The following is a 24,195-nucleotide window of genomic DNA, read 5'->3' as shown; positions in this document are numbered from 1 at the left end:
GAAAATTCGTTCAAGCTAGAATTCTATGTATTCAACAGGGAGACACATCATGATGAAGAAGTTCTCAATCTTCACGGCAGGTCTTTTGTCAGTAGCCGTGATTGGAACAGCCATTGCCCATGAAAGTGAAAACCCAGCTGTCAAAGCTCGGACTTCGATAATGCAACTTTATGCCTTCAACCTTGGTGCGCTCGGCGGCATGGCCAAGGGAGACGTGGAATATGATGCCGAAGCGGCAACTCGAGCCGCGAATAATTTGGTCGTTCTGACCCAGATCGATCAATCCGCGATGTGGCCTGCCGGTTCCGACAATGCGTCAGACCCTTCCTCGCGCGCTTTGCCTGCTATCTGGGAGAACTTTGCGGATGTTGGTGCCAAGGGGCAGGCGATGGCCGACGCCGCTGTTGCCATGCAAACCGCGGCAGGACAAGATGTCGAAGCGTTAAAGGCAGCGATGGGTGATCTAGGCGGAGCCTGCTCGGCATGTCACAAAGCTTACAGAGCGCCAAAAGAATAATGAGGCGCTGATGGCGCGGCGAATTCTTCTTTTCGCTGCAGGCGTTGTTACTGTGGTTGGGTTGACTGGTTTGATGCTAACCCGACCACAGAGAGTAGACGAGGCGCAACTAGCCGGAATCTCGCCAGACCTTAAAAGAGGTGAGTCGGTTTTCTATGCGGCAGGATGCGCATCTTGCCACTCGGCGCCAGACGCCAGCGGGGATGAAAAGCTTTTACTAACTGGCGGTCGCCGGTTTCAGACGGATTTCGGTACATTTGTAGCGCCTAACATTTCCAGCGATCCTGAGGCTGGGATCGGTTCATGGTCCGCGCTGGATTTGGCAAATGCGCTAATCCATGGCACGGGTCCTAAGATGGAACATTATTATCCGGCCTTTCCGTATAACTCATACACCAACATGACCGCCGAAGACATTGTTTCGCTTCATGCTTTTTTGAACACACTTCCAGCTGTCGCCACCGAGAGCGACCCGCACGAGATTGGCTTTCCCTTCAATATTCGGCGCAGCTTGGGAGGATGGAAATTTCTGTATTTGAAACCCGGTTGGGTAGTTCAAGAAGATCTGAACGATCAAGAACAGCAAGGCAGATACTTGGTTGAGGCGCTGGGCCACTGCGCTGAATGTCATACACCACGTAACAGTTTAGGTGGTTTGAAGCGTGATCTTTGGCTGGCAGGTGCGCCAAATCCCAATGGAAAAGGTCGAATTCCCGGCTTGACCACTAACCAGCTTGATTGGTCCGAAGCCGACATCGCAGAATATCTGAAATCGGGCTTCACCCCGGACTACGATAGCGCCGGTGGAGAAATGGTGGAAGTCATCGAGAACACATCGCGGCTCACCGATAGTGATCGATTGGCAATTGCCGCTTACCTAAAGGCCGTTCCCAAATAGGCGATTAATCTGGGTTCAGGGCAGTCGGTTGATTGAGTAAAGCCAGCGGGCTATTTTGAACAGTCGCGGACGCACAGTGAGACAATTTAATGTTTAAAAACAAAGATTAAGGGATCGGTTTAACTTCGCTTGGCTTTGCGAATGGTTTTCTTTTGTAAAGTGCAATACAGAAACTTTAGTGGTGCAGTAGATTTAGCAACCATTGCATACATCGATGGGCTCACATGTCGATAAGGTGGGCGAATGAGATGTTAAATATTGGATTCGGCGACCCGTTACAGCATCCATTCGACTGGCAACCAACGAACGACAGCTGTGAGCGCACGCTGGACGCCATTAGTTTCTGGGTCTGTGGCGTGAACGATAACTGTCCCGTCTTTTTCTTCTTGCATCCAGATCACCTGACCATCGTTGTCGAGTTCAACGCGATACGCAAAGTCGGGTTTGTTCAATTGCGAAGCAAGCGACGCAGCAATCGCAGGGCTTTCGACCAACAGTCCCATTTCAGTATTGAGACGTGCCGATCTGGGATCGAGATTATACGAGCCAATAAAGACTCTTTGGCCATCCGATCCAAAGACTTTCGCGTGCAAACCCGACGCTGACCCCGCTAATATCTCTGGCAGGCTCCGGTCACGATGTTCCTGCCTTAAAGCTCGAAGCTCCAACAATTCCACACCGCTTTTCAGCAGATCGCCCCTATACCGCATGTAAGCGGCGTGGACTGGCATTACGTCTGTAGCGTCCAGTGAGTTGGTCAAAACTCGAACTTTCACACCTGATCGGGCTAATTCTTCCAGAACGTTGGCGCCTCTTTCACCGGGAATAAAATATGCTGACACCAGGTCAAGTGAGGTTTGAGAACCATTGGCGAAATCAATCAATTGCTCAACGATTAAGTTTTCGCTTTTGACTTCGCCCAAGCCTTTTGCCGGATCATCGACAAAAAGAGTGACTTCGCTCCACTCGAATTTAAGGTCGTGTGCCGCTATTCGATCAGCCAGTTCGTTCTCGGTGATCGCTTTCTGATAACCCGCCCCAGCGGCAGTCTGGCGCGCAGATTCTGCCCTGGCTTGAAGGTTTTGCCCTTTTGGAACATTCAAAAAAAGGTCTGCGTCATAAGATGAAGCACTGTTCCAGTAGGAATCGAAGGATTGTGAAACTTCGTCCACAATCGGGCCAATGGCTATCGCATCTACATCAAGGTAATGAGTTCCTGCTCCGTAGTCGAAGTAAATATCCCCTATGTTACGACCTCCGACAATCGTGGCAACGCCGTCCACTGTCATTGACTTGTTGTGCATGCGCCTATTAAGGCGGCTGAAATCAAATGCGTAAGACAGGAGCTTGGGCCGCCTGAGTGTAAACGGATTGAATATGCGTACATTGGCAGTCGGCAGTGCATCTAACTCAGCAAGCAAATCATCCAACCCAGATATGCCGTTGTCATCGACCAGCAATCTAATCTGCACACCGCGTTCTGCGGCTGATCTCAGCTCGTCTAGTAGCATCAGGCCTGTTACATCGTCTTGCCAAATGTAGTATTGCGCATCGATTGACGAGACCGCCTCTCTCGCAAGGATTGCTCTTGCCGCAAAGGCTGCGCGCCCGTTGCCTAACGGTCGTACCCCGTCAAGCCCGGGGTTCCGTTCAAGCGCATTTTGAATAGTCGCCCCCAAGGGACCGGTCCAATCGGGATCTTGTTTCAATGTTCGTTCGGAAAAGTTTTCTTTGGGAAGGGGGAATGCCAACCTTAACCCGAATATGGCAACTGCGATCACCGCCACCAAAATCAAAAAAATCTTGATCAGCCGCATTCCTAGCCTCGTGGTTTGGTACGTTAGTTTGCTTTGTTCCTGAATTTGACCCATCGCCGATTAGTTTTTCAAGAACTTACGCTTGGGCGAGAAAATTAGCGCTGCGTTGTGTCCCGTTTCGGGCAAAGCGGCTATTCAAAAGAAAGCATCGTTCGTCTTTTACGAGTCCAAACTTGCATTTGATTGTAATCCCTCGGTGCACTTTTCCGCTTAAATGGCAGGCGATTTTTGAATCACTGTCTCGTTGTATGGAAACTTTGCAAGGCTTGTTAACAAGGTGAACAATGTTTTTAGCTTCCGCGCCTGGGTCAAATTTACAAAAGGAATAAAGTTGTCGATGCGTGGTGCAATATTCCGTTTGTATCAGACATTTTCCTTATTTCAGCTTTGCACGCGGTTGGGAGAGGATAGAGCAGGATTGAACCTGTCAATGTTTTGGTCGGTTACTCTACCTAAAGCGTAATATGGGCGCACGACGGAGAGGGCCGAATTTGTACCTGTGCTAAGGCGGGGTTGGAACATTTCGAAGAGCCAGGTCTCGAAGTGGGAATGCTAATCCGGAAATAGCGCGGCATTGCCGGCGGGGCTTACTGGAAGCTACCTGCAGCCGTTCGTTCATGGATCGCTGTCGGTCGATACCTATAATTCATCAGCGATGGTGAGGTACGTAACAATAACAACCCCTCTACTGAATTAGACGTCGAGCGTCGACGGAATTGCGATGGGTTTTCTTGTCAAGATTGATTAGCACTTCTTTTTGGGTCGCGGTTATTTTAGGATTTAAAATCAGAAACCTAAACGTTATGAACCACTGTTTCGCATGCAAAGTGGGTGTCCAAATTTAGGCTACGTTCATTGTCGCAACAATTGTGTTACAGCGGCAAAAAAAACAGCCCTAATTATTCTTTGTGAAATATCACAAATGTCTTCTGTCCTGTTGGCCATGTGAGTTAATGTTCACGAATTCCCAACCTGAAACCAAGGGACCGCCAAGTCATGACTTCGAAGGCTGAACTTGAAACTGAATTGAAGAGACTCCGGGCACGAAATGCAGAACTGGAATCCAAGACAGTACAAGCTACCGAGACTAATGCAAAAAAACAAGACGGGTCAGCGGATGACATTCATAAGCTTCTGGCCGAAAGAGGAATAGACCTGAGCAAAGTCGAGAATGTGGGAGAGGCGTTGGTCGAGGAAATTGGCCGTTTGCAAAAGGACTACCCAATCACCGTTATTCTTGCAGCGTTCGCATTGGGATACGCTGTCGGCAGGGCACAAAGATAGGGAAAAATGATGAACCGGATTAGTAGGAACCTTACCACGATTTATCGGACCGAGCGCTTGATTACCCGCCGTCGTTTGGCTGTGGTACAACAGCAAACCGTGATGCTTGCCTTAGCAGGTATTGCCGCGATGGCCGGATTGGTGCTGTTGAACATCTCCATGTATTTCGTCTTGAAAACATGGTTGCCGTCTGCCGGATCTGCAGCCGTGCTTGCCGTAGCCAATTTGTTGTTGGCGTTTTTTTTGGCGTTGACCGCCAAGCGCACCAGTGTGGAAGAGGAAATCGCTCCGGCTGTTGAAGTGCGGGACATGGCGATTGCAGATATCGAGGCGGACCTTGAAGGTATGGCTGACGAAGCGCGCGACATTGTCATGGCGCTGAAGAACTTAGGATCAAATCCATTAGGGTCACTGTCGACGCTTCTGTTGCCCATTCTGACTGCCGTGCTGAAAGACAAAAAGAACTGACCGCACAGGGAAGAGAAGAACTTGGGTTAAGTGTGCCGTTCGCCCCATACTTGCACTGCCTCCTTACAGGTAAAATGCACCTGGTTAACAGTTGCCAGTTCCTCAAGCCCTCACTCTGCCATCCCTGCAGTTTGATTGAACCTGCATTCGTCCAAAGAGCACGGCAATTGGCTTGGTGGGCTTAGGAGAGGTCTTTTTTTCTACGTCTACGCATCCCTAGACGTTGTTACCCCAGACAACGCGTTCCATGCATTCTGCTGTGACAGAAACACTTGGCCGTTTAAATCGTCGATGAAATGAGACCTCTTCAACCGGTCCATTACAGGCCCTTTAACTTCAGACAAATGCAGGCCAATCTCAAGATCTTTAAGTCGGTGATTGATCGCTTCCAAACTTTCCAGCGCGGAATAATCCACCTCATTAACGGCGGAGAACATCAAAACGATGTGCTTCAGTTCTGAGCCGTCGGCAATGCGACTGTATACAAGATCCTCAAGAAAACGGGCATTTACGAAATAGAGGCTCTCGTCCACCCGCAGACTTAGCACCGTCGGGTTAGTCTCGACCTCATGACGTAGAATGTTGCGAAAGTGTTCTGTTCCGGGGACGCGACCAACCTCAGCAACGTGTGGGGTCGAGGTTTTATAAAGGTGCAACAACACTGAAATTGCCACACCTGAGGCCACGCCAATTTCAACGCCAAGACCCAGTGTAAGCAGAATGGTGGCTGAAACTGCGATAAAGTCCGCGCGCGAGTACTCCCACGTTTTGCGCAGGATTGAAAAGTCCACAAGGCTCAAAACAGCGACGATGATCGTTGCTGCCAGAGTAGCGTTGGGCAGGAAATAGACCAGCGGCGTCAAGACCAGCGAAGCAACTGCCAGACCAAATGCGGTAAAGGCTCCCGCGGCTGGAGTTTCTGCGCCGGCATCAAAATTGACGACCGAGCGAGCGAACCCACCCGTGACTGGATACCCACCTGTGAATGCCGCACCGATGTTGGCTGCTCCAAGCCCAATAAGTTCCTGATCCGGGTCGATACGTTGACGTTTCTTAGCTGCAAGTGTTTGGGCAACCGATACGGATTCGACAAAGCCGATCACTGAAATCAGAATTGCTGGAACCAAGAGCGCTCCTAGCAAATCGGGCGCAAAACCTGGCATAGCAAGCGGTGGCAAACTTTGGGGGACCTCACCAACGATTTTCACACCTTGACTGCTTAGATTCAAAGCCCAGACAGCGACTGTCGTGGCGACGACAGCGGCAACGGGTCCCGCCTTGGTTAGAACGTCGGCCAAACGCCCTGAAGCACCCAGGCGCAGCAATCCAGGCTTTAGCCCCTTACGGGCCCAAAATAGGAAAGCCGCCGCACTGACGCCGATTAATAACGTGATCCAATTTAACTCATGCAGATGGGAAGCAAGGGATAATAGGATCTCGAGCAGTGTATGGCCGTGGGCATTCACACCAAAAATATGCTTCAGTTGGCTGGCGGCGATCAAAATGCCGGATGCTGTGATAAAGCCAGCAATAACTGGGTGACTCAGAAAGTTAGCCAGAAAGCCCAAGCGAAATAGACCTAAGAGTAACAAGAACCCGCCTGAGAGGAACGCGAGGGTCAAGGCCGCGACGGCATAGCCTGCCGAACCCTGTTCGGCGACTTGACCAACCGCCGACGCTGTCAGAAGTGAGACAACGGCAACTGGCCCAATGGCTAAGGCGCGACTGGTACCGAATATCGCGTAAAGGATGATGGGAGCGATCGAGGCGTAAAGACCGGCTTCTGGTGGGAGCCCAGCCAACAGCGCGTAGGCCAATGACTGCGGAATCAGCATTATCGTGACGATAACCGCCGCCATCAGATCGTTGGAAAGCTGTTCCCGACCATAGCTGTGCGCCCAGCCAAGGATGGGCAAAAATTGCGCCGCCCGCATCAACATCTATTGCTATCCCAGCGCATTTTGATGAGCTTGCCAGAGCTTCGTCGCCCGCTGTCCGCTGCGGCAATACCCTAAGACGGGCCCAGGCAACTCTGCTAATGCGGCGGCAAAAGCAACATGGTTGTAGTCGGTCGGGCCAGACGGGCTTACAGGAATATATTGCATCGAAAGACCCTGTGCGCGTGCACTCTTATCGATTTCGGCAAATGGTGGCTGGCCCTCTGCTTCACCATCCGGGCGGGCGCAAACCAGGGACTTAAATCCGAGCTTCTTGATCTCGTCCATGTCGCCGGGCACAACCTGACCGCAGGTCGCAAATTGACCCGAGAGTTTCTTGATGTCCATAAATCGATCTCTTTCAAAAGTTTAGAGCTGGTTCACAGGCACTTTGAGCATGGGGTTGCCATCGTTATCGGTTGGAACTTCCCCGGCGCGCATATTCACTTGCAGCGATGGAATGATCAGTTTTGGCATCGCAAGTTGGGCGTCACGTTCTGTGCGGAATTTGACGAAATCTTCTTTTGTTTTGCCGACACCGACATGGATATTATTCGCCTTTTCTTCAGCAACAGTTGTCTCCCACTGGATGTCACGACCGCCTGGGCCGTAATCGTGGCACATGAACAACCGCGTCGCATCAGGTAGTGCCAGAACCTTTTGAATGCTGTCGTACAGAGTAGCCGCGTTGCCTCCGGGAAAGTCCGCACGAGCCGAACCTCCGTCGGGCATAAACAGCGTATCCCCAACAAAGGCTGCGTCACCCATGACATGGACCATGCAAGCTGGAGTGTGGCCTGGTGTGTACATGGCGAAGGCCGGCATATTGCCGATCATATAGGTGTCGCCGTCCTCAAACAGCTGGTCGAATTGACTTCCATCGCGCTGGAATTCGGTTCCTTCGTTAAAGACCTTTCCGAAAGTGTCCTGCACTATCGAAATTTTCGAGCCTATGCCGATTTTCCCGCCGAGCTTTTCCTGAATATATGGAGCTGCACTCAGGTGATCCGCATGGACATGGGTTTCGATGACCCATTCCAACTTCAGCCCCTGCGTCTGGATCTGGCGGATCAGCTCGTCCGCGTGATCGTATGTTATACGCCCAGCCGCGTAGTCGATGTCCATCACGCTATCGACGATGGCGCACGAGTTTGAGGTCGGGTCTTTAACGATATAGCTGATGGTGTTTGTAGCCTCATCAAAGAAGGCTTGTACTTGTGGCTTGATCCGCATGTTCACGGGGTAGTTCATCGTTCTTACTCCTAAAAAACTATCAAGTAAGGGCCTTAGGCGGTCGCCTTGGCGACTTGACCGAACAGCAATCGACGCAATCCGAAACCGGCAATAACGGCAACAAGGAATAGGGCGACTTCCCATCGTCCGGTACCAAGCGCCGGAATCGCGGCGCCGGGACAGAAGCCAGCGACCCCCCAGCCGATGCCGAACAGCGCTGAACCGCCGATCAAACGCGCATCAATTGTTTTCGAAGTAGGCAACTGAAAGCCGTCGCTGAACATAGGGGCAGAACGACGCCAAACCACACGGTAGCCTATGAACGTCACCAACAAGGCGCCTCCCATTACGAAGGCAAGACTTGGGTCCCAAGTTCCGGCGATATCAAAAAAATTCAGTACTTTGGCCGGGTCCATCATACCCGAGATAGCAATGCCAATGCCAAACACGAGACCCGTGAAAAGGGCGAATATCATCTTCATGGGATTAACCTCCAAAGACGTGACGGATGAGAAAAACAGTGATTGCTCCGGTGGCCATGAATGTCGGAACAGCCACCAGGGAACGAACCGAAAGGCGCGACAATCCGCAAACACCGTGACCTGATGTACAGCCGGACCCAAGGCTACCGCCAAGGCCAACGATAACGCCGCCGATGACGATCATTGCCGGGCTGACTGGAACCGAAAGCGAAGGCATGGCCCCGGTCACCACAAAAATTACCCCAGGGGCTAAGATCATGCCGATTGTCAAGGCAATTCGCCAAGCGAATTCTTCGCGGCTTTCGGGGAATGCCAAGCCAGACAAGATGCCCGTGGCGCCCATGATACGCCCCAGTCCAAGCATAAGAAGAACAGCGCCAAGGCCGATCGCGAGCCCACCTCCAAACGAAGCGAAGGGTGTAAATGCGGTTTCCATAAAAAGTCTCCGGTCGTTCAAGTTGAAACCTGATTACCGGTCGAGCGGCGCTATTTCAGTGACAATGTCACCTAACTGACGAATTCATTCGCTTTGTGCCAAATGCTCTAGTGCAGCTTTGTCTTGCAGAGTTATCCGCCCCCTTGTTTGCTGGATCATTCCTCGTTTTTGAAAGTCGTTAAGGATGCGGGAAACAACCTCTCGCGCAGTTCCAAGCTCATTCGCAAGAGCCTGGTGCGTTGTTTGGATTTCGTCTTGCCCACCCTCTAATACAAGAAGGCGTTCAGCCAATCTGACATCCATCCTGCCAAAGGCGACATCATCAACAACGCGCAGCAGATCAATCAAGCGACGCGAATATGCCGAGAAAACAAAGCGACGAAAGCTATCTTCTTCGGCAGCAAGTCGGTCAAACGAATTCTTGGGTAACGTGATAGCCGTAACATCTGTCTCGGCAATTCCCTCGGCGTTGTAAGCCTCTTCTGACAACATACAGGCCGTCGTTAGTACGCAGCTCTCACCAGCCTCGACACGATAAAGAACGATCTCACGTCCGACATCAGAACTTTGCGACACCCGAATCCGACCGGTTTGCAAAAACATCAGACTGTCAGGGATATTCTCAGGACCAAATACCTGTTGTCCTTGCCTGTACGTGACCACGCGCGCTTCGCGCAGAAGTTTGTCACGCACCCGGCGGGGCAGGTTTCGGGTGCCAAGAAAGCTTTCTGTCCAATCTCCAACGGAATTCGCCAATAGTCGTCCACTTCTACTAGATTTCAGTCAGTTTGCATGAGTCTTATACAAAGCACCCAAAGAGTAAGTGTTGTAAACGGCCAGTCTTTGAACCGAAGAGAAAACCAAATCTGCCGTACGCAACCATCCGTCCCGAAAATTAGAAGCAGGAGGAAAAAGAATTGAAGGATCAAATTCATCTGCATAGGCAGACGAGAAAGCCATTACAGCAATCGAGATAGCAAGAGCAGTTGGCAGCTTACATCTCGGCATAGACTATCCTCCTTGGGCAACAATTCAAATTTTCGGATAATGGTGCCTCAAAGTATTATACCAACGGCCAACGAATGGAAAAATAAGGGAATTGACCAATAAACCTTTCGGTTCGGTGGGAAGTTGGTCACAAAAAAATAGATCCAAATAAAAGTGTTTGTATCCTGGGAACAACTTCTGGCATCTGGGCATTTCGACCAGCGCCCAATTGCGAATGCATCATATTTATCTGGCGATATGTGTCCGACGAGATCGCGTTTCCGTTGGCAATCACAATTTAGCAAAGAAATTTTTCCTATAACGAGGTCAAATGTTGCTTGGAACCAAACGTAAATTTTGCTTCGATCGGGACGGCTATGTAAAAAAGGGAAGAGGAGGTTCTTTATGTGCTTTTCGTCCCAAGCCAGCTTTATAGCCGGTGCCGCGCTCGTGGCTTTCAGTGGCTTTACTATTCGAGAGGCATTTCAAAAAGGTGTCCGATTTCTTCCGTTGGCCAGCTTTCCGTTTTTCTTCGGGGTTCAGCAAATGTCCGAAGGTTTCCTGTGGGTGTCTATTAACAGCTCGTATTCCAGTCCTTCGGCAGCGGCGGCGTTGGTGTTCTTGTTTTTCGCCTACTTGTTTTGGCCGACCTGGGTACCCCTGTCAGCTTCATTGATCGAAGTGGATCGGAGGCGTCAGCAAATCTTTCAAGCGATCTGTGGCATAGGGGTCGGCTTGGGTATGTTCCTGTACTTGCCGGTACTTTTTTCACCGGAAAGCCTCAACATTGGTATCGCAAAACACTCAATTCAATACGAAAATTCGCAGCTGTATCCGAAAGAGGCGACTAAAAATATCGCGCGCCTGTTTTATGCGTTGGTGATATGCATACCACTGGTAGGATCAAGCGACAAAGGTCTGCGAGGGTTTGGTTTTCTTATCGTAGTATCTGTTGTCGTGGGGTTCTTTTTTGCTTCTCATGCTTTCACATCGATCTGGTGTTTTGTTGCGGCGGTTTTGTCCGTGTACATTTATTGCGTTTTGCATTTCCGTTATCCGGATACGCATCAACTGGTTGGTCGTGCCGAAGGTTGAAGAGTTTGAACCAAGTTGTATCAACTAAGTTTGGGCGCCAAATTAACAGGCTTGCCGCCAAACTTATTTATTTCTGGTATACAAGCATTACTCGGTTTTTAGTGCAGCTTTGCCACCGCAAGGACGCCGGGCGCCCCTGTTTTTGACGTATTCAAAGAACAAACGTACTCTGATGTGGATCGATAGCTGACAGGAACAATGTCTGATCCAGAAAACGCAAAAAACTCCACATCAGATTCCGTAACCCGTGCTGTTTCAGATGGGTTCGGGGTGGCGACCGAGGAGTTCAGAATTTCAATGCCGATTGGGTTCGGAGCTGTGGTGGCTGCGCTGGCCTCATTGGCGACATGCTATTCAGGGATATTGGCGACATATATTTTTGGCTTTCAGTCATTTTCAATAAACCCTCATGCGCAAGCGGTGCTGATGTGGGTTCTCGCACTGTTGGCGGTTGCTTTCCTGTGGAGAGACAGAAAGCGGCATTCCAAAGAACTCCCGCTTGTAATTGGCGGGATTGCTGCCCTGACACTCATCGTAACGCTTTACTTTGGTTATGATGAACGCGTCGAAGCGTTGGCTTATGTTCTATTGGTCATAGCAGCCCTACTGAACCAGAATTTCATCCTTGATGCTTTGAACTACACGGTTCGCAATCAAACCCAAGAGATAAGAGCACTGAACGAAAGATTAACCGAGAGGGTGCGGCGTCAGGAAACCGAAATAGACAGGCTTGGCCGATTGAAACAGTTTCTTGCCCCGCAGGTAGCAGAACTTGTTGTTGAAAATGACAGTGACGAACTTCTCAAGACGCATAGGAGATACATTGCCTGTCTTTTTTGCGACATTCGAAATTTCACAGCTGTTTCAGAAGCCATTGAACCAGAAGAAGTAATCGCGGTTCTGCAGCGATTCCACGACGAAGTGGGAAATCTGGTTGCCCAGCACAAAGGGACGATTGGTTATCGTGCAGGGGATGGCTTAATGGTTTTTTTCAACGACCCTGTGCCATGTGATCAACCTGTACTAGAGGCAGTGAGGCTGGGGATGTCCATCAGAGCTGCCTTTGAAAATATCCGCGCACCTTGGCAGAAACTTGGCCATAAAATGGGTCTGGGTATTGGAGTCAGTAGCGGATACGCAACGCTCGGGCTAATTGGGTTTCATGGTCGGGCCGATTACACCGCGATAGGTGGCGTGGTTAACACTGCGTCCAGGCTCTGTGATGTTGCGAGTGATGGGCAAATACTCATAAACCAAAGGGCGTTGATGGACATTGAAGACACTGCGCAAACCGAAGAGCTCGGTGAAGTGGAATTAAAGGGGATTGCCACCCCGGTACAAGTCCACCGCGTATTAAGCATTTCGGGTTTTTCTGACTGATTTACTTTTGTCGGCAAAAGGTTTGGGCGTCGCAATTGAGAGATAATACCTGTTGGTTTTGTCTTAACTTCGACTTCGAGTGGAATGGGCGCGGTGGGTTATCCAATGTTGTCGAGCGAAGCATCAACGTTACCAGACAAGCGAGAACGAGGTTTGCTCCTTGTTTTTTCGGCAGGTGTTCTTTGGTCCACCATTGGATTGGGCGTACGTTTGATCGAAGACGCGACCGTATGGCAAATTCTCCTGTACCGATCCATCAGTCTGAGCTTGTTTTTGTATGTCGTCATTCGCATCAGATCAGGTGAAAGTCCGTTTGTTCAAATACGCCAAGTCGGATTGCCAGTTGTCTTAGCTGGAATGGCGCTTGTTTTAGCTTTTTCCGGCGGAATATACGCCATTCAAACGACGTCAGTGGCAAACGCGATGTTATTGTTTGCAACTGCGCCTTTTATAGCCGCTATTCTAGGACGGATCATTCTTGGAGAAGCCGTCAGGAAGGCGACCTGGATTGCCTGCATTGTCGCAATCGCGGGGGTAGCCATCATGGTCGCCGACAAATCGTCTGGCGGAGTGATCAAAGGCAGTCTTGCAGCTTTGGGCTCTGCGTTTGGTTTCGCGGTTTTCACGATTTCCTTGAGGTGGGGAAAGTCTGGCGAAATGCTGCCAGCCGTTTTTCTTTCCGGACTTTTCGCAATCGCGCTAACGCTCGTGATATGTATCGCGACTGACATTCCGCTGATTCTGTCACCACGTGACGGCGGAATTTCCGTGGGAATGGGCATATTCCAAGTGGGCGCGGGCCTGATCCTTTATACCATTGGGTCCCGCAGCTTGCCTGCTGCAGAGTTAACCTTACTGTCCTTAGCCGAGGTCGTCCTGGCCCCGGTTTGGGTTTGGATATTTCTCGGTGAGACTGCGACAACAAATACTCTTTTGGGCGGTGTTGTCCTTTTGGCAGCCATCATAGGAAATGCGATTACAGGGGTAGTGCGAAGACCGCCTCCACTCTCAAGCCCCTGAACAGCTTTGGCGCGTCAGCTATTATGAGGGTAAAATACGAACATGAATCCAGGAAAATTGTTTGGCTCAACAACAGTGGCAAGCTCAATCTTTATGTTCAGGAGATCTGGTTTTTGGATGTGCCTTCAGTCTGACATTTTGAAAATTTGCCAAGATTCAGCTCTACAAGTGCCGACCGAAGTTTTCGCGGATGAACTTTGAACACTCTAGCTTCGCATCAGAAACTCAAACCAATTATTTTGATGCGGAAAAAAGGATTTACAATGAAAACAGCGATTGTAACCGGAGCTGCTGGCGGGATGGGGCAGGCCATCTGTAGTAAACTAATAATTGATGGCATGCATGTGGTCGGTATCGACATAAATGCCGGCACACTGAATAAGTTGGAGACAGAAATCGGCGCGTATTTCGAACCAGTTTGTCTTGACCTGACACAACCAGACGAAATTGCAGCCGCGTTTTCCGACATCAAGGAAAAGCATGGTGGTTTGGATGTGCTCGTCAACAATGCAGGCACGTGTTTTATGTCGGATTTTCCAGAAATCTCAAGCAGCGAATTCGACCAGCAAATGGCAATAAACTTCTCCTCTGCATTTCATTGCTGCCAAGAGGCGGTTCCGTTGATGCTGGCACGGGAAGGAGTCAAAAAGATCGTCAATATCTCTTCCAACGGAGCCTATAATTTCGATGTTTTTGACCCACCGCATTATCGGGCGTCCAAAGCGGCGATGGATACGTTGACCAAAGACCTCGCGCGCCGCTACGCCCGCGAAAAAATTTGTGTGAACTCCATCGCGCCTGCCATGACCGAAACACCGCTATTTGGAGTCTTGTCAGAACAAGTACTGCAAAGTGCGATTGAAGCGATGCCACACGGACAAGCGATGCAACCTGCACAAGTCGCAGATTGGGTCAGCTTTCTTATCTCGCCTGCAGGCGATATTTGCAGCGGTAATGTTATCATACTCAACCAAGGAAGAGATGTTCGTTAGATAACAAACAGCTGCATCACCCATGTTTTGATTATACTCAGGTATAAACTTCGGGGGCTTTTCGTAATTTGGGCCACTGCTCCGGGCAATGCCCATAAATCACAAAAGCGCCCTGTTCTGCAGCCAGTGCCATCAGCCGATTAGCACTTGCAATTGCAACAGTTTCGTCCCACGAGCCCACGAATTTTTCATCGATCTCCGCGGGCCGTGAAATCGCGTCGCTTGTTAATAAAACCGGGCCGGAAGGTAATTCGACCATCAACGCGATTTGTCCCGGCGCATGACCAGAGGCTTCAAGCACCGTCAGTCCTGGTCCAATCGCGACATCACCTTCAACCTGAAGATAGTTTCGGTCTGGCCATTCCAAAGGCTGAACACCGCCCCAATACAGTGGCCGAGGCAGCGTTCGTTCTTTGGCCGATATCAGGATGGGTACGTTGGGAAACGCATCCAGGCCTCCTACGTGATCAATATGAGTATGAGTGCAAACATGCAGTGTTATGTCGTCTGAACTCAATCCAAGTTTAGCCAATTGTGCATTCGGTAGATTGCCTGGCCCACATTCAAGCACTTCGCCGAACTCGTACAACCGGTCTTCTTTCGAAGCCGCATCTGTATCGATTGCGTATTTTTCAGGGAAACCGGTATCGATAAGTATAGTCTCGTCCGCATCCGTTCGGATCGCGAACCCGCAGATACCTATAACACGACCATTGGCATGGACCTTAAAAAGCCCGTAATCCAAAACGGCCAGTTCCGCGGGTCGCCCTTTGACAAAACCTTCAGCTTTCACGCAAGCTCTCCTTTGGTACACAGCAAGCATTGAAGGTGGGGCATGAAAGTCAAGATACATACACTTTTTCAATATCTGCTGGATACTACCGAAGCTGAGCCAGAAGCGTTTATTGGCTTCTCGCTTTCTGAACCGCCCCGCTTGGGTGAGTTTTTGGATGCGCTTGACCCCGAATTGCCGTTGGATTGGAACCAGAAAAGTTTTCGCGGCCTTCCTAGGTTGCGCGAGCGGGTGCTGGAAAACACTGACTTGGCAGATGCTTGCCACCCCGATGACGTTTTGATTACGGCAGGGACGGCCGAAGCGAACTACCTTGCCTTTATGCAATTGGTACAACCAGGCGACGAGGTCGTGACCGAGCGTCCTGGCTGGCCACAAGCCGGTGTGCTGGCTGACGCTGTGGGGGCCAAATTAAAGTTGATTGATCGAGATGAAGCTTTGGGATGGTCTCTTCCACTCGACGCTGTAGAGGCAGCGGTCACCGATCGTACACGTATGATTTTTCTCACAAACCCCAATAACCCGACCGGCAAACTCATGCCGCGTGACGAATTAGAGCGTTTGGTCAAAATAGCGGAGCGGGTCGGTGCATGGCTGCTTGTGGATGAGGTTTATGCTGGCCTAGAATGGGAAGGTGAACGCGCACCATCGATCGCCGGCATGTATGAGCGGGGGATAACCACAGGTAGTGTTTCGAAGGCTCTTGGAATGCAGGGTTTACGCACAGGTTGGATGATCTGCCGCGACCCTGATCTTATTTGGGACGCCATTGTACTGCGGGAAAACTCAAGTGAAATCATGAATATTTTGGGAGAGACAATTGCGGAAATCGCGCTGCGTCCTGAACGATACAAGGCAAAAATTCAGTCGGCTCGAGCTGCTGGCAGCCAGACGCTTAATCACTTAGATCAATTTGTTGCCCATCAACCTCGGCTTAACTGGGTTAAACCTGAGGCAGGTCTGATCGGTTTGGCAAGGTTGACTGGAATTGATGGCGACACATTCGCAAAACGACTTTTGGCTGAACCCTACCGAACTTTTCTGTTACCCGGATCATCCTATGAAATGCCAAACCATATTCGTTTAGGAGTAGGGGGCGGCACCGCAACAAATCTGGACAAAGGGTTGGATCGGATGTCAAAGTTGTTGATGGAACTCAGTTAGTCAGGGTTTTCAAAAACTTGCAGCATGGTTCCCGTCTGAGTTTACTAACCCTGATCCAAGAAGTGGAATTTAGAAAGTTCATCACCATGAGAGCGTGCTAGGTTTACTCAAAAGGCCGGCACTAATGAACACTCGGCAAATGGTTGCATCCAGCCATTTGCTAACAAGCTAAGCTGCGTTGAATTCCCTGAGACTGTTAGTTCGAGGTGTACCAAATCGGTGAAGTGTAAGCGCGGTCCTGAACTTCAGCTGGAACAGATTCAGGCAAGGGAATGTCGTAAAATGCCGCGTCGATCGTCGTCCAACGGGGTTTTGGGATTTCGATTACTCGGACATAGTAAAACGCATTATGAGCCGGATCGAATTCCGGATCTTGCCAATATGCATCGAGCGAGGCAGATCCAATAGAATTACTATAAGTCGCAGTGTCGATGTCTACTGTTGATCCAACCGGTTCACGAGCCCGCCCGTCGGCACCGATCTCTCGATCGTCTGACACGGCGACGTCATAAACGCGCTCATGAGTTTCGCCCGCCGCGTCAATCCAACCTTTGATGATTTGGACGCGGTCCAGATTTGCACCGTCAGGATCGCGTAGGGAGCGGATAAGGAAACCGGGTGAAGCTCCGTCCGGTGCGTTCGCAAGGTCACCACCCATTGGCACGCCATTTTGATAGCCATTTGAGACAAAATCTGATGCACTAAGGTCATCCGCATCAAAGTTCCAACCACCAAAAACCCGGACTCGCATTCTCGGCCCGGTTGTGGCGTAAGCTTCTTTGCGTTTGATCGCACCGTGAACTTCCTCTCGTGTATTTTCACGCGCCCAAACTGCCGTAAGGCCGGCAGCGGATTCCTGTGCTGTGATGATCCGAAGTGCCGGATCTTCTGCAGGAATAACATCAAAGTTATGGCGGTTCGCAGAGGGTTCGGTGTGTTGATACTTGCCAAAATAATTGTCTTCCCGCGTGGTCGGCAGTGCGGTGTGTGTGTCGGTCGTCCCGTAAAATCCGAATTTGAACGGGTTGACGCCAACCTGTCGTTGAACCTCTAATCCGACCTTCAAAGCAGATCGGCCATATTCATAGCGCAGCATCTCAGTCGTCTTTGCGACAGTTCCAGAAATATTCGCAACGTCCCAGGTTTCAAAATCCGCAAATTCATCGTCAGGCGACAAAATTGGATGCGTTTCTTCATCACCCTTAATTTGTGTCACTTCGTGCATTGGCTCCCAGCGGATACGTTTGGCGGCGTATTCTGCATCCATAGGAGAACCGTCAAATTTTGTCGGCGCAAACATTATCCCGTTTGATATGTTACCATTGTGCGGAACGGAAATTGCGCTTCCGCCCGTCCCGGCTTCGTAGGCTGCCAGATAATCCCACAAAGGTTCAGGATCTTCGCTTTCAAAGTATGTGTATGGTCGGGTCCGGCTTGTTTTATCCGCGCCATCCCCAAAGATTATGACGCGATGCAGATTGTTGCCAAGCGGTGTGGAAGTCCATTCATATCCGGCAAGAGAGGTGAACACGCCGGGTTCATAGTAATCGTCAACAGTCTCTACAATCTGCTGCCAAAGGTCACCATCCAGATCCAGCCCAGCCGTCGGGTCGCGCCCCTCAACTGAAGCAATTTCGATAATGTCTGCAAAAGCTGCCATGCGACCTTCCTGACCGGAATTGAACCGCTCGTAGGTCAGGCGACCCCATTCGTCTGCTAACAGTCGCGGATCCGCTGCACGCACGGCTGTTGCCAAACCTAACATTTCCGCGTGTTCGGTAATTGCGAGGAAGTCGAGTGGTCGAATGAGCTGAACAGGTTGCCCGGTGTTCGATGTAATTCGTTCGCCTCGTGCCACGCGAAATGCGTCATGAATATTCAGCGAAGTTCCAACTAGTCCAGCGTCAAATGAGATTTCAGTGTGAAAGTGCAGATCACCGAACAAAACACGATCAGGATAAGATCTGTCTACGAACGGCGAGTAGTTCTGCATTGGAACCACATTGTCTGGCGGAACTTCGCCTTCAAAAGCAAGCGCAGTGTTGGCCGCTAGCAAAACCGAGACAATTGAAGCACTAACCATATTCGGGAAAGTTTTCACGCTATTCATGTTCGCCCCCCAATTTTAAACAACGGATCAGACAGAAAAAATAAAAAAAGTTAGGCAACACAATGCACTAATTTACGCAAAAAATCAATTAACCACGCTGTTTGTTGAACTAGTAAGAGAGAGCAGCGCCGTCTGACTTGTAAACAAGCCAAAGCTAAAAATACGCAATATCGCAACGATGTCCTGAATGTTCTGCGATGCCGTTCTTGGTATCATGAGTTGGAAACCGACGTGTTGCGATTTGATACGAAAGAACGCTTAGGCGCGGCGATAGGAGCGATGTAGATGCAAGCATTCAACAACGCGATAAGTTCCAAACCACGTTCCGCAAAGAATCCAGTAATATTGGCGGCGAGTAATTAGTGTTCTCACTTTCGATAAAGGGTTAACGTTGGATAAGACTCAACTTTAGGCCCTGATACTAAATTAATTGATGTGAAACGGACGACAGATTCTTTCTCCGACTCGGATGTCGCCAAACCTGATGTTTCCTCAGAGGTCGCATCTGAACTGAAGGTGCGGCTCGATGCTATGTCAGACATTCTGAGCCGGATGTCAGTTTCGCGCCACGATGAAGGGCCGGTTTTCGACGCGATCCTGAAACACAGCCGGGACATATGCGATGCACCAATGGTTGGGCTTTTTCTGGCGGCGGTAGAAGGCGACGCAATGCAGCTTGCCGCCCAGATCGGGCTTCCACCTAATGCAATCAAATTATTCGATGTTGAGCGAATGAACTTGAACGCAGACGGGTCTTACCTTGCCCAGTGCATAGTGAGATGCGAACTGGTTACATGGGCGAACATTGCTGACAGCCCACTCTACAATGGTGGCAACCCGATCGTACGATCAATGACTGATGAGATCGGTTTACGTAGCGTTTTGTTTGTCCCAATTGTACTTGATGGCTCCGCAGTAGGGTCATTGGCGCTGTATCGCGACGAAGTAAATCCGTTTTCCGGCAGCGATATCGCGACGGCACAAACCTTCGCCGCACAAGCCGCGATCGCAATTGATAACGTCAGACAATATCAGGCGCTTCAAGATCGACGCGCTCGCGAACGTGCAACAGGCGAGGTGCTATCGGTCATCAGCACATCGCGCGATAACGAGCGCCCAGTGTTCGACACCATTCTCGAAAACACGGCACAGTTTTGCGAAACAGACGTTGCCACCCTTTCATTGATGAACACAGAGGGAACGCATCTGGAATATGCGGCCCATATCGGGGATACGCTGTCGACCTATGAGGTGGGCGTCGACCGTTGGTCTGTGGGCTCCAACCTTCAGATCGCTCAATCAGTTCGCGAGAAGCGTATTGTACACTCGGTCGACCTACGCGAGACCGATCTTTATCTTCAAGGAGACAAGTGGCGAAGGCAGCTTGCCGATGACGAAGGCGTTCGCACATTTCTGACAGTACCACTCTTAAAGCCGGACGGGACGCCCGTTGGCTGCATCGGAATTTACAGAAAAGAGGTGCGGGCCTTTTCCGAAGATGAGATTTCTCTTGTCGAGACCTTCGCAGCTCAGGCTGTAATCGCTATCGAAAACGTACGCCAGTTTCGGGAAATCCAAACTCGTCTTGAGCGGGAAACGGCTTCGCGCGACATTCTGGAGGTAATCAGTCAAACGCGCGACGATGACCAACCGGTTTTTAAAACGATCCTCGAAAATGCTTGTCGGCTGTGCAACGCACAACTGGCTTTTCTTTCTGTCGCGGATCACGCGACGGGCCGCGTTACAATCCCGGCCAATGTAGGCGCCCGCGCAGAGTTCAATGAAAACTTGAAGGGTTTCGACGAACCCCTAAGCCGCAAAGAGCTGGTGGCCATCCGGCCGATCCATGATGGGCAGATAATCCGGCAGGATGATATAGCAGATGACCCGTTGTATTATCGCGACCGTGATCCCAAACGTGTTCAAATGGTTGAAGTAGAAGGCGCTCGGTCGGTTCTGGCGGTTCCCTTAATGAAAGACAGAAAAGGGCTGGGGGTTATCGTTCTGTACCGTCGCGAGGTTGCACCATTTTCCAACGATGACGTCGATCTGGTGCGAACTTTTGCTGCCCAAGCCGTTATCGCGATTGAAAATGTGCGCCAATTCCGCGAGTTGCAGGCGCGCACCGCCGAAGTGGAAGAGGCGTTAGAGTATCAGACCGCGACCTCAGACGTGCTGGAGGTGATCTCTCGCTCGCCCAACGAAGTTCAGCCAGTTCTGGATGCGATACTAGAAGTTGTTGAGCGCATAATTCGGCACAGAGGTGGATACATCGCATTGCTGAACGAAAATACCGGGCTTTATGAGGCACGGGCCATTCGGCATGCGTCGCCAGAAATGGTCAAAATCGTTCGAAGCACTCCTTTTGCCGCGGACGAGACGACCACCACGGGCCGTGTTGCGATGTCAGGTCAGACGGTCCACATACCTGATCTGGAAAACGACCCCGACTATGGCTGGGCGCATAAAGCGCGGGTCGGCAACTATGCCTCGACGGTTGGCGTTCCAATGAACAACAATGGTCGCACAGTAGGTGTCATCACAGTCGCCCACACAGAAACCAATGCTTTTTCGAAGAAACAAATTGCCTTGTTCGAAACTTTCGCCGCGCAAGCTGTAATCGCTTTGAACAATGCAAGCCTGTTCGACGAAGTACAGCGTCGTACTGCCGAAGTCGAAGAGGCGCTTGAATACCAGACCGCAACCTCCGAGGTGCTGGACGTCATTTCGCGATCACCTAATGACCTGCCGCCAGTCCTTAATTCAATCTTGGATGTTGCCTCGCGCATCTGCCAGCCTGAATACGCCTTTTTCGCCATGATCAACCCAGAAGATGGACTGTATCGTGTAGCCATGTCCAAAAACGTCAGCGACGATTTCCTGACCTTTCTTGCGGAGAATCCGATTAAGCCGGAAGAGGGATCATGCATCGGACGAACGGCCTTGCATGGTGAAACCGTGTATATTCGCGATACACGTAACGATCCTACCTATACTTGGAAAAAAGCGGCAGAAATTGGCGACTACCTTACGACGTTGGGTGTGCCTCTGATCAGCAACAATGTGACGGTAGGTGTTATTGTTATGGCCCACCGCAAGGCCGATGCCTTTTCCGAAAAACAAATAGGCTTGCTTGAGACATTTGCTTCGCAGGCGGTTATTGCGATTAACAACACACAGCTATTCCAAGAAGTTCAGGATCGGACTGCCGAGGTCGAAGAAGCGCTGGAACGACAAACAGCGACGTCCGAAGTTCTGGAAGTTATTTCTAACTCTGTGGAGGACGCAAAACCGGTTTTTGACAAGATCTTGGACAGCTGCCAAAAGCTGATAAAGTGCAACGATCTGTCAATTTTGACACTGGGCGAAGAAGACCGGATTTTATTGGGCGCGGTACGTGGTCCAATTGGCGAGTTAAGCGCAAGGGGATATGAGCCGCTGCCAGTGGCGAAAACGATCGTAGCGACTGCGATCAGTGAACGAAGAGTCGTGCATTGCCCGGATGCGCTGCGTGGTCCCGACACATCTCCGGTAATTCAGAAGGTTGCAGAAAAGGTCGGGAATTTCTCCTGCCTTATCGCTCCGATTGTGTGGAAGGGAACGGCAGTCGGAGCGCTGTTTCTTGCACGCAAAATTGCAGAAGATGGCAGCGGCCTTCCGTTCCTTGGGCGTGAAATTGAGATACTAAAGAATTTCGCTGATCAAGCAGTTATCGCCATCCAGAACGCGCGTATGTTCAAAGATAACCAAACGTCACTTGCGCGACAGACCGCGAGCGCCGATGTGCTCAGGGTAATAAGCCAATCACCGACCGATACAACGCCTGTTTTTGAAGTCATCGTTAATTCCGCGACAAGGCTTGTTTCTTGTGACTTGGCTGTCGCAACACTGGCGGATGATAACAAATGGTGGCAAGTAGCTTTGGCTTCTCCTGAAGGTTTAATTCGCAATTTTGGACAAACGCGCCATCCGCTTGACCCAGAAGACAATTTCCTTTCGTCTGTGCTTTTGTCCGGAAAAACGATGCATATGCACGATTTGTCGTCGCATGAACTGCCGCGTTTGGCGAAAAAGTTGCAGGAGGAAAACGGTTACGAAGCTTTTCTCGGTGTGCCGCTGATGCGCAGTGGCAAATGTTTGGGTGGACTTGTGTTCATTAGAAAAACAAAGACGCCGTTTTCGGACGACGATATTGCTATGGCGGAATCCTTTGCTGATCAGTCCGTAATTGCCATCGAGAATGTTCGTTTGTTTCGCGAAGCCCAAGCGGCGCGCGAGGCGGCCGAGGCCGCCAACGAAGCAAAGAGCGCATTTCTCGCCACGATGTCGCATGAAATTCGCACGCCTATGAATGCGGTAATTGGGATGAGCGGCTTGCTGATGGACACTAAGTTGGACGATGAGCAAAATGACTACGCCCGAACCATTCGCGACAGCGGCGATGCGTTGTTGGGAATAATCAACGAGATTCTAGATTTTTCGAAAATCGAAGCAGGCCAGATGGATATCGAATATCATCCATTGGACTTGCGAGATTGTATTGAGTCAGCACAAGATTTGATCGGCAACAAGGCGGCAGAAAAGCATCTTGAGATCGCATATCTGATGGAGGATGATGTTCCGCCCGGCATCAGTGCCGACCTCACTCGGCTGCGGCAAATCCTGCTCAACCTATTGTCGAATGCAGTGAAATTTACGGAAAAGGGCGAGATCTTTTTGAAAGTGAGCGCAACGCCGACGGAAGACGAGCACGTTCTGATCAACTTCGCGGTTCGCGACACAGGTATTGGTATGAGCAAGAAGGGGATGGGTCGTTTGTTCCAATCCTTCAGCCAGGCTGACAGCTCGACAACTCGAAAATATGGTGGCACAGGATTGGGACTTGCTATCTCAAAACGACTTGCCGAACTGATGGGCGGCACCATGTGGGCAACGAGCGCAGGCGTCGGTAAAGGTTCGACCTTTCATTTCTCTATCCGGGCTAAACCCGCCCAATTACCAAAATCCAAATCTCGTGACTTGATCGGTGTGCAATCTGAACTGGTAGGCAAGCGAATTCTGGTTGTCGATGACAACGCGACAAACTTGAAGGTGCTTTCCCTGCAGACCTTGAAATGGGGAACCGAAACGACCGCATACAAAAATCCGGAAGACGCCATAGGGGCGCTAGAGAAGGGCGCACAATTCGACCTCGCAATATTGGATATGCACATGCCTCAGATGGACGGGCTTGCACTGGCCCGTGCCATTCGCAAACTGAACGAAAATATCCCAATGATCCTATTCAGTTCACTCGGCATTCGCGATGTCGAAGCCGAAGCAGGTTTGTTTTCGGCTTATATTACTAAACCATTACGCCAATCTCAGCTATTCGATACGTTGGTCACTCTCTTTGCGCCGTCAGAGGCCCCAAAGGAAGACAGGAGGATCCAAAAACCCAAAATTGATCCCGATATGGCGAAGTGGCATCCACTTCGCATTCTTTTGGCGGAAGATAATCTGGTAAACCAGAAGCTCGCGATACGCCTGCTCGAACAAATGGGCTATCGTACCGATCTGGCCAGCAACGGTATTGAGGCCAT

The 24,195-nt window shown here is 50.5% G+C and carries 20 protein-coding genes; 10 read left to right on the top strand and 10 right to left on the bottom strand.

Features of this window, described 5'->3' with window-relative positions; genetic code table 11:
* Window positions 1-49 precede the first annotated feature (49 nt).
* Both AC2FNV_RS07350 and AC2FNV_RS07345 read left to right on the top strand, forming a co-directional pair.
* Window positions 50-517 (top strand): c-type cytochrome, encoded by a 468-nt coding sequence (locus tag AC2FNV_RS07350; RefSeq protein ID WP_254442453.1) that lies wholly within the window; start codon window positions 50-52, stop codon window positions 515-517.
* 10 nt (window positions 518-527) lie between these two features.
* Window positions 528-1,415 carry a c-type cytochrome gene (locus AC2FNV_RS07345; RefSeq protein WP_170604236.1) on the top strand — a complete coding sequence of 296 codons (888 nt, stop codon included), beginning with the start codon at window positions 528-530 and terminating at the stop codon, window positions 1,413-1,415.
* A gap of 275 nt (window positions 1,416-1,690) precedes the next feature.
* On the opposite strand, the gene AC2FNV_RS07340 is transcribed toward AC2FNV_RS07345, so the two are convergent.
* Window positions 1,691-3,232, bottom strand: coding sequence for a phospholipase D family protein (locus tag AC2FNV_RS07340; RefSeq protein WP_170604234.1), 1,542 nt, complete (start codon window positions 3,230-3,232; stop codon window positions 1,691-1,693).
* Between the two features lie 996 nt (window positions 3,233-4,228).
* Here AC2FNV_RS07340 and AC2FNV_RS07335 point away from each other — a divergent pair.
* Both AC2FNV_RS07335 and AC2FNV_RS07330 read left to right on the top strand, forming a co-directional pair.
* A complete protein-coding gene (locus AC2FNV_RS07335) occupies window positions 4,229-4,516 on the top strand; it encodes a hypothetical protein (protein WP_170604232.1) in 288 nt (95 codons plus the stop codon).
* 6 nt (window positions 4,517-4,522) lie between these two features.
* The gene (locus tag AC2FNV_RS07330; RefSeq protein WP_170610364.1) at window positions 4,523-4,984 is read left to right on the top strand and encodes a hypothetical protein; all 462 of its coding nucleotides are present in this window, start codon (window positions 4,523-4,525) and stop codon (window positions 4,982-4,984) included.
* Window positions 4,985-5,190: 206 nt separating this feature from the next.
* Here AC2FNV_RS07330 and AC2FNV_RS07325 read toward each other — a convergent pair whose 3' ends face one another.
* The 7 genes from AC2FNV_RS07325 to AC2FNV_RS07295 all read right to left on the bottom strand — a co-directional run bounded on the left by AC2FNV_RS07325 (window position 5,191) and on the right by AC2FNV_RS07295 (window position 10,080).
* Entirely contained in the window at window positions 5,191-6,924 is a 1,734-nt protein-coding gene (locus AC2FNV_RS07325) for a SulP family inorganic anion transporter (protein ID WP_437436810.1), read from the bottom strand.
* A gap of 6 nt (window positions 6,925-6,930) precedes the next feature.
* Window positions 6,931-7,269, bottom strand: a complete 339-nt coding sequence (locus tag AC2FNV_RS07320) for a protein tyrosine phosphatase family protein (protein WP_170604228.1) — start codon at window positions 7,267-7,269, stop codon at window positions 6,931-6,933.
* 21 nt (window positions 7,270-7,290) lie between these two features.
* Window positions 7,291-8,172, bottom strand: coding sequence for an MBL fold metallo-hydrolase (locus AC2FNV_RS07315; RefSeq protein WP_170604226.1), 882 nt, complete (start codon window positions 8,170-8,172; stop codon window positions 7,291-7,293).
* A gap of 35 nt (window positions 8,173-8,207) precedes the next feature.
* Window positions 8,208-8,636, bottom strand: coding sequence for a DUF6691 family protein (locus AC2FNV_RS07310; RefSeq protein ID WP_170604224.1), 429 nt, complete (start codon window positions 8,634-8,636; stop codon window positions 8,208-8,210).
* Window positions 8,637-8,640: 4 nt separating this feature from the next.
* Window positions 8,641-9,072: a YeeE/YedE family protein gene (locus tag AC2FNV_RS07305; RefSeq protein ID WP_170476475.1), complete on the bottom strand. Its 432-nt coding sequence runs from the start codon at window positions 9,070-9,072 to the stop codon at window positions 8,641-8,643.
* Window positions 9,073-9,156: 84 nt separating this feature from the next.
* Window positions 9,157-9,828: a Crp/Fnr family transcriptional regulator gene (locus AC2FNV_RS07300; protein WP_170604223.1), complete on the bottom strand. Its 672-nt coding sequence runs from the start codon at window positions 9,826-9,828 to the stop codon at window positions 9,157-9,159.
* A 27-nt stretch (window positions 9,829-9,855) separates the two neighbouring features.
* Window positions 9,856-10,080 carry a hypothetical protein gene (locus AC2FNV_RS07295; protein ID WP_170604221.1) on the bottom strand — a complete coding sequence of 75 codons (225 nt, stop codon included), beginning with the start codon at window positions 10,078-10,080 and terminating at the stop codon, window positions 9,856-9,858.
* 384 nt (window positions 10,081-10,464) lie between these two features.
* On the opposite strand from AC2FNV_RS07295, the gene AC2FNV_RS07290 reads away from it, so the two are divergent.
* The 4 genes from AC2FNV_RS07290 to AC2FNV_RS07275 all read left to right on the top strand — a co-directional run bounded on the left by AC2FNV_RS07290 (window position 10,465) and on the right by AC2FNV_RS07275 (window position 14,546).
* Complete coding sequence (locus tag AC2FNV_RS07290) at window positions 10,465-11,154, top strand: DUF6629 family protein (RefSeq protein WP_170604219.1); 690 nt, start codon at window positions 10,465-10,467, stop codon at window positions 11,152-11,154.
* A 198-nt stretch (window positions 11,155-11,352) separates the two neighbouring features.
* On the top strand, window positions 11,353-12,534 hold the full coding sequence (locus AC2FNV_RS07285) for an adenylate/guanylate cyclase domain-containing protein (protein ID WP_170604217.1): 1,182 nt from the start codon (window positions 11,353-11,355) through the stop codon (window positions 12,532-12,534).
* Between the two features lie 105 nt (window positions 12,535-12,639).
* On the top strand, window positions 12,640-13,554 hold the full coding sequence (locus AC2FNV_RS07280) for a DMT family transporter (protein WP_170604345.1): 915 nt from the start codon (window positions 12,640-12,642) through the stop codon (window positions 13,552-13,554).
* A gap of 263 nt (window positions 13,555-13,817) precedes the next feature.
* Window positions 13,818-14,546: an SDR family NAD(P)-dependent oxidoreductase gene (locus tag AC2FNV_RS07275; RefSeq protein WP_170604215.1), complete on the top strand. Its 729-nt coding sequence runs from the start codon at window positions 13,818-13,820 to the stop codon at window positions 14,544-14,546.
* A 37-nt stretch (window positions 14,547-14,583) separates the two neighbouring features.
* Here the strand turns inward: AC2FNV_RS07275 and AC2FNV_RS07270 are convergent, their stop codons facing one another.
* Window positions 14,584-15,339, bottom strand: coding sequence for an N-acyl homoserine lactonase family protein (locus AC2FNV_RS07270; RefSeq protein WP_170476462.1), 756 nt, complete (start codon window positions 15,337-15,339; stop codon window positions 14,584-14,586).
* Between the two features lie 42 nt (window positions 15,340-15,381).
* On the opposite strand from AC2FNV_RS07270, the gene AC2FNV_RS07265 reads away from it, so the two are divergent.
* Window positions 15,382-16,503 carry a pyridoxal phosphate-dependent aminotransferase gene (locus AC2FNV_RS07265; protein WP_170604213.1) on the top strand — a complete coding sequence of 374 codons (1,122 nt, stop codon included), beginning with the start codon at window positions 15,382-15,384 and terminating at the stop codon, window positions 16,501-16,503.
* Window positions 16,504-16,699: 196 nt separating this feature from the next.
* Here AC2FNV_RS07265 and AC2FNV_RS07260 read toward each other — a convergent pair whose 3' ends face one another.
* Window positions 16,700-18,613 carry a DUF3604 domain-containing protein gene (locus AC2FNV_RS07260; protein WP_217362362.1) on the bottom strand — a complete coding sequence of 638 codons (1,914 nt, stop codon included), beginning with the start codon at window positions 18,611-18,613 and terminating at the stop codon, window positions 16,700-16,702.
* 531 nt (window positions 18,614-19,144) lie between these two features.
* Here AC2FNV_RS07260 and AC2FNV_RS07255 point away from each other — a divergent pair.
* On the top strand, window positions 19,145-24,195 hold a 5,051-nt coding region (locus AC2FNV_RS07255; protein WP_496772844.1), incomplete at its 3' end, for a GAF domain-containing protein.

It is taken from the genome of Ruegeria sp. BHSA163, from assembly GCF_059613365.1.
This window is presented reverse-complemented; position numbering and strand designations above follow the sequence as displayed.

What these genes read in the sequence shown, in the direction of transcription:
- AC2FNV_RS07275 (WP_170604215.1), top strand. Translation starts at nt 13,818, where the DNA reads ATGAAAACAGCGATTGTAACCGGAGCTGCTGGCGGGATGGGGCAGGCC.
- AC2FNV_RS07305 (WP_170476475.1), bottom strand. Translation starts at nt 9,072, where the DNA reads ATGGAAACCGCATTTACACCCTTCGCTTCGTTTGGAGGTGGGCTCGCG.
- AC2FNV_RS07285 (WP_170604217.1), top strand. Translation starts at nt 11,353, where the DNA reads ATGTCTGATCCAGAAAACGCAAAAAACTCCACATCAGATTCCGTAACC.
- AC2FNV_RS07340 (WP_170604234.1), bottom strand. Translation starts at nt 3,232, where the DNA reads ATGCGGCTGATCAAGATTTTTTTGATTTTGGTGGCGGTGATCGCAGTT.
- AC2FNV_RS07345 (WP_170604236.1), top strand. Translation starts at nt 528, where the DNA reads ATGGCGCGGCGAATTCTTCTTTTCGCTGCAGGCGTTGTTACTGTGGTT.
- AC2FNV_RS07290 (WP_170604219.1), top strand. Translation starts at nt 10,465, where the DNA reads ATGTGCTTTTCGTCCCAAGCCAGCTTTATAGCCGGTGCCGCGCTCGTG.
- AC2FNV_RS07280 (WP_170604345.1), top strand. Translation starts at nt 12,640, where the DNA reads ATGTTGTCGAGCGAAGCATCAACGTTACCAGACAAGCGAGAACGAGGT.
- AC2FNV_RS07350 (WP_254442453.1), top strand. Translation starts at nt 50, where the DNA reads ATGATGAAGAAGTTCTCAATCTTCACGGCAGGTCTTTTGTCAGTAGCC.
- AC2FNV_RS07325 (WP_437436810.1), bottom strand. Translation starts at nt 6,924, where the DNA reads ATGTTGATGCGGGCGGCGCAATTTTTGCCCATCCTTGGCTGGGCGCAC.
- AC2FNV_RS07320 (WP_170604228.1), bottom strand. Translation starts at nt 7,269, where the DNA reads ATGGACATCAAGAAACTCTCGGGTCAATTTGCGACCTGCGGTCAGGTT.
- AC2FNV_RS07295 (WP_170604221.1), bottom strand. Translation starts at nt 10,080, where the DNA reads ATGCCGAGATGTAAGCTGCCAACTGCTCTTGCTATCTCGATTGCTGTA.
- AC2FNV_RS07330 (WP_170610364.1), top strand. Translation starts at nt 4,523, where the DNA reads ATGATGAACCGGATTAGTAGGAACCTTACCACGATTTATCGGACCGAG.
- AC2FNV_RS07310 (WP_170604224.1), bottom strand. Translation starts at nt 8,636, where the DNA reads ATGAAGATGATATTCGCCCTTTTCACGGGTCTCGTGTTTGGCATTGGC.
- AC2FNV_RS07265 (WP_170604213.1), top strand. Translation starts at nt 15,382, where the DNA reads ATGAAAGTCAAGATACATACACTTTTTCAATATCTGCTGGATACTACC.
- AC2FNV_RS07315 (WP_170604226.1), bottom strand. Translation starts at nt 8,172, where the DNA reads ATGAACTACCCCGTGAACATGCGGATCAAGCCACAAGTACAAGCCTTC.
- AC2FNV_RS07260 (WP_217362362.1), bottom strand. Translation starts at nt 18,613, where the DNA reads ATGAATAGCGTGAAAACTTTCCCGAATATGGTTAGTGCTTCAATTGTC.
- AC2FNV_RS07335 (WP_170604232.1), top strand. Translation starts at nt 4,229, where the DNA reads ATGACTTCGAAGGCTGAACTTGAAACTGAATTGAAGAGACTCCGGGCA.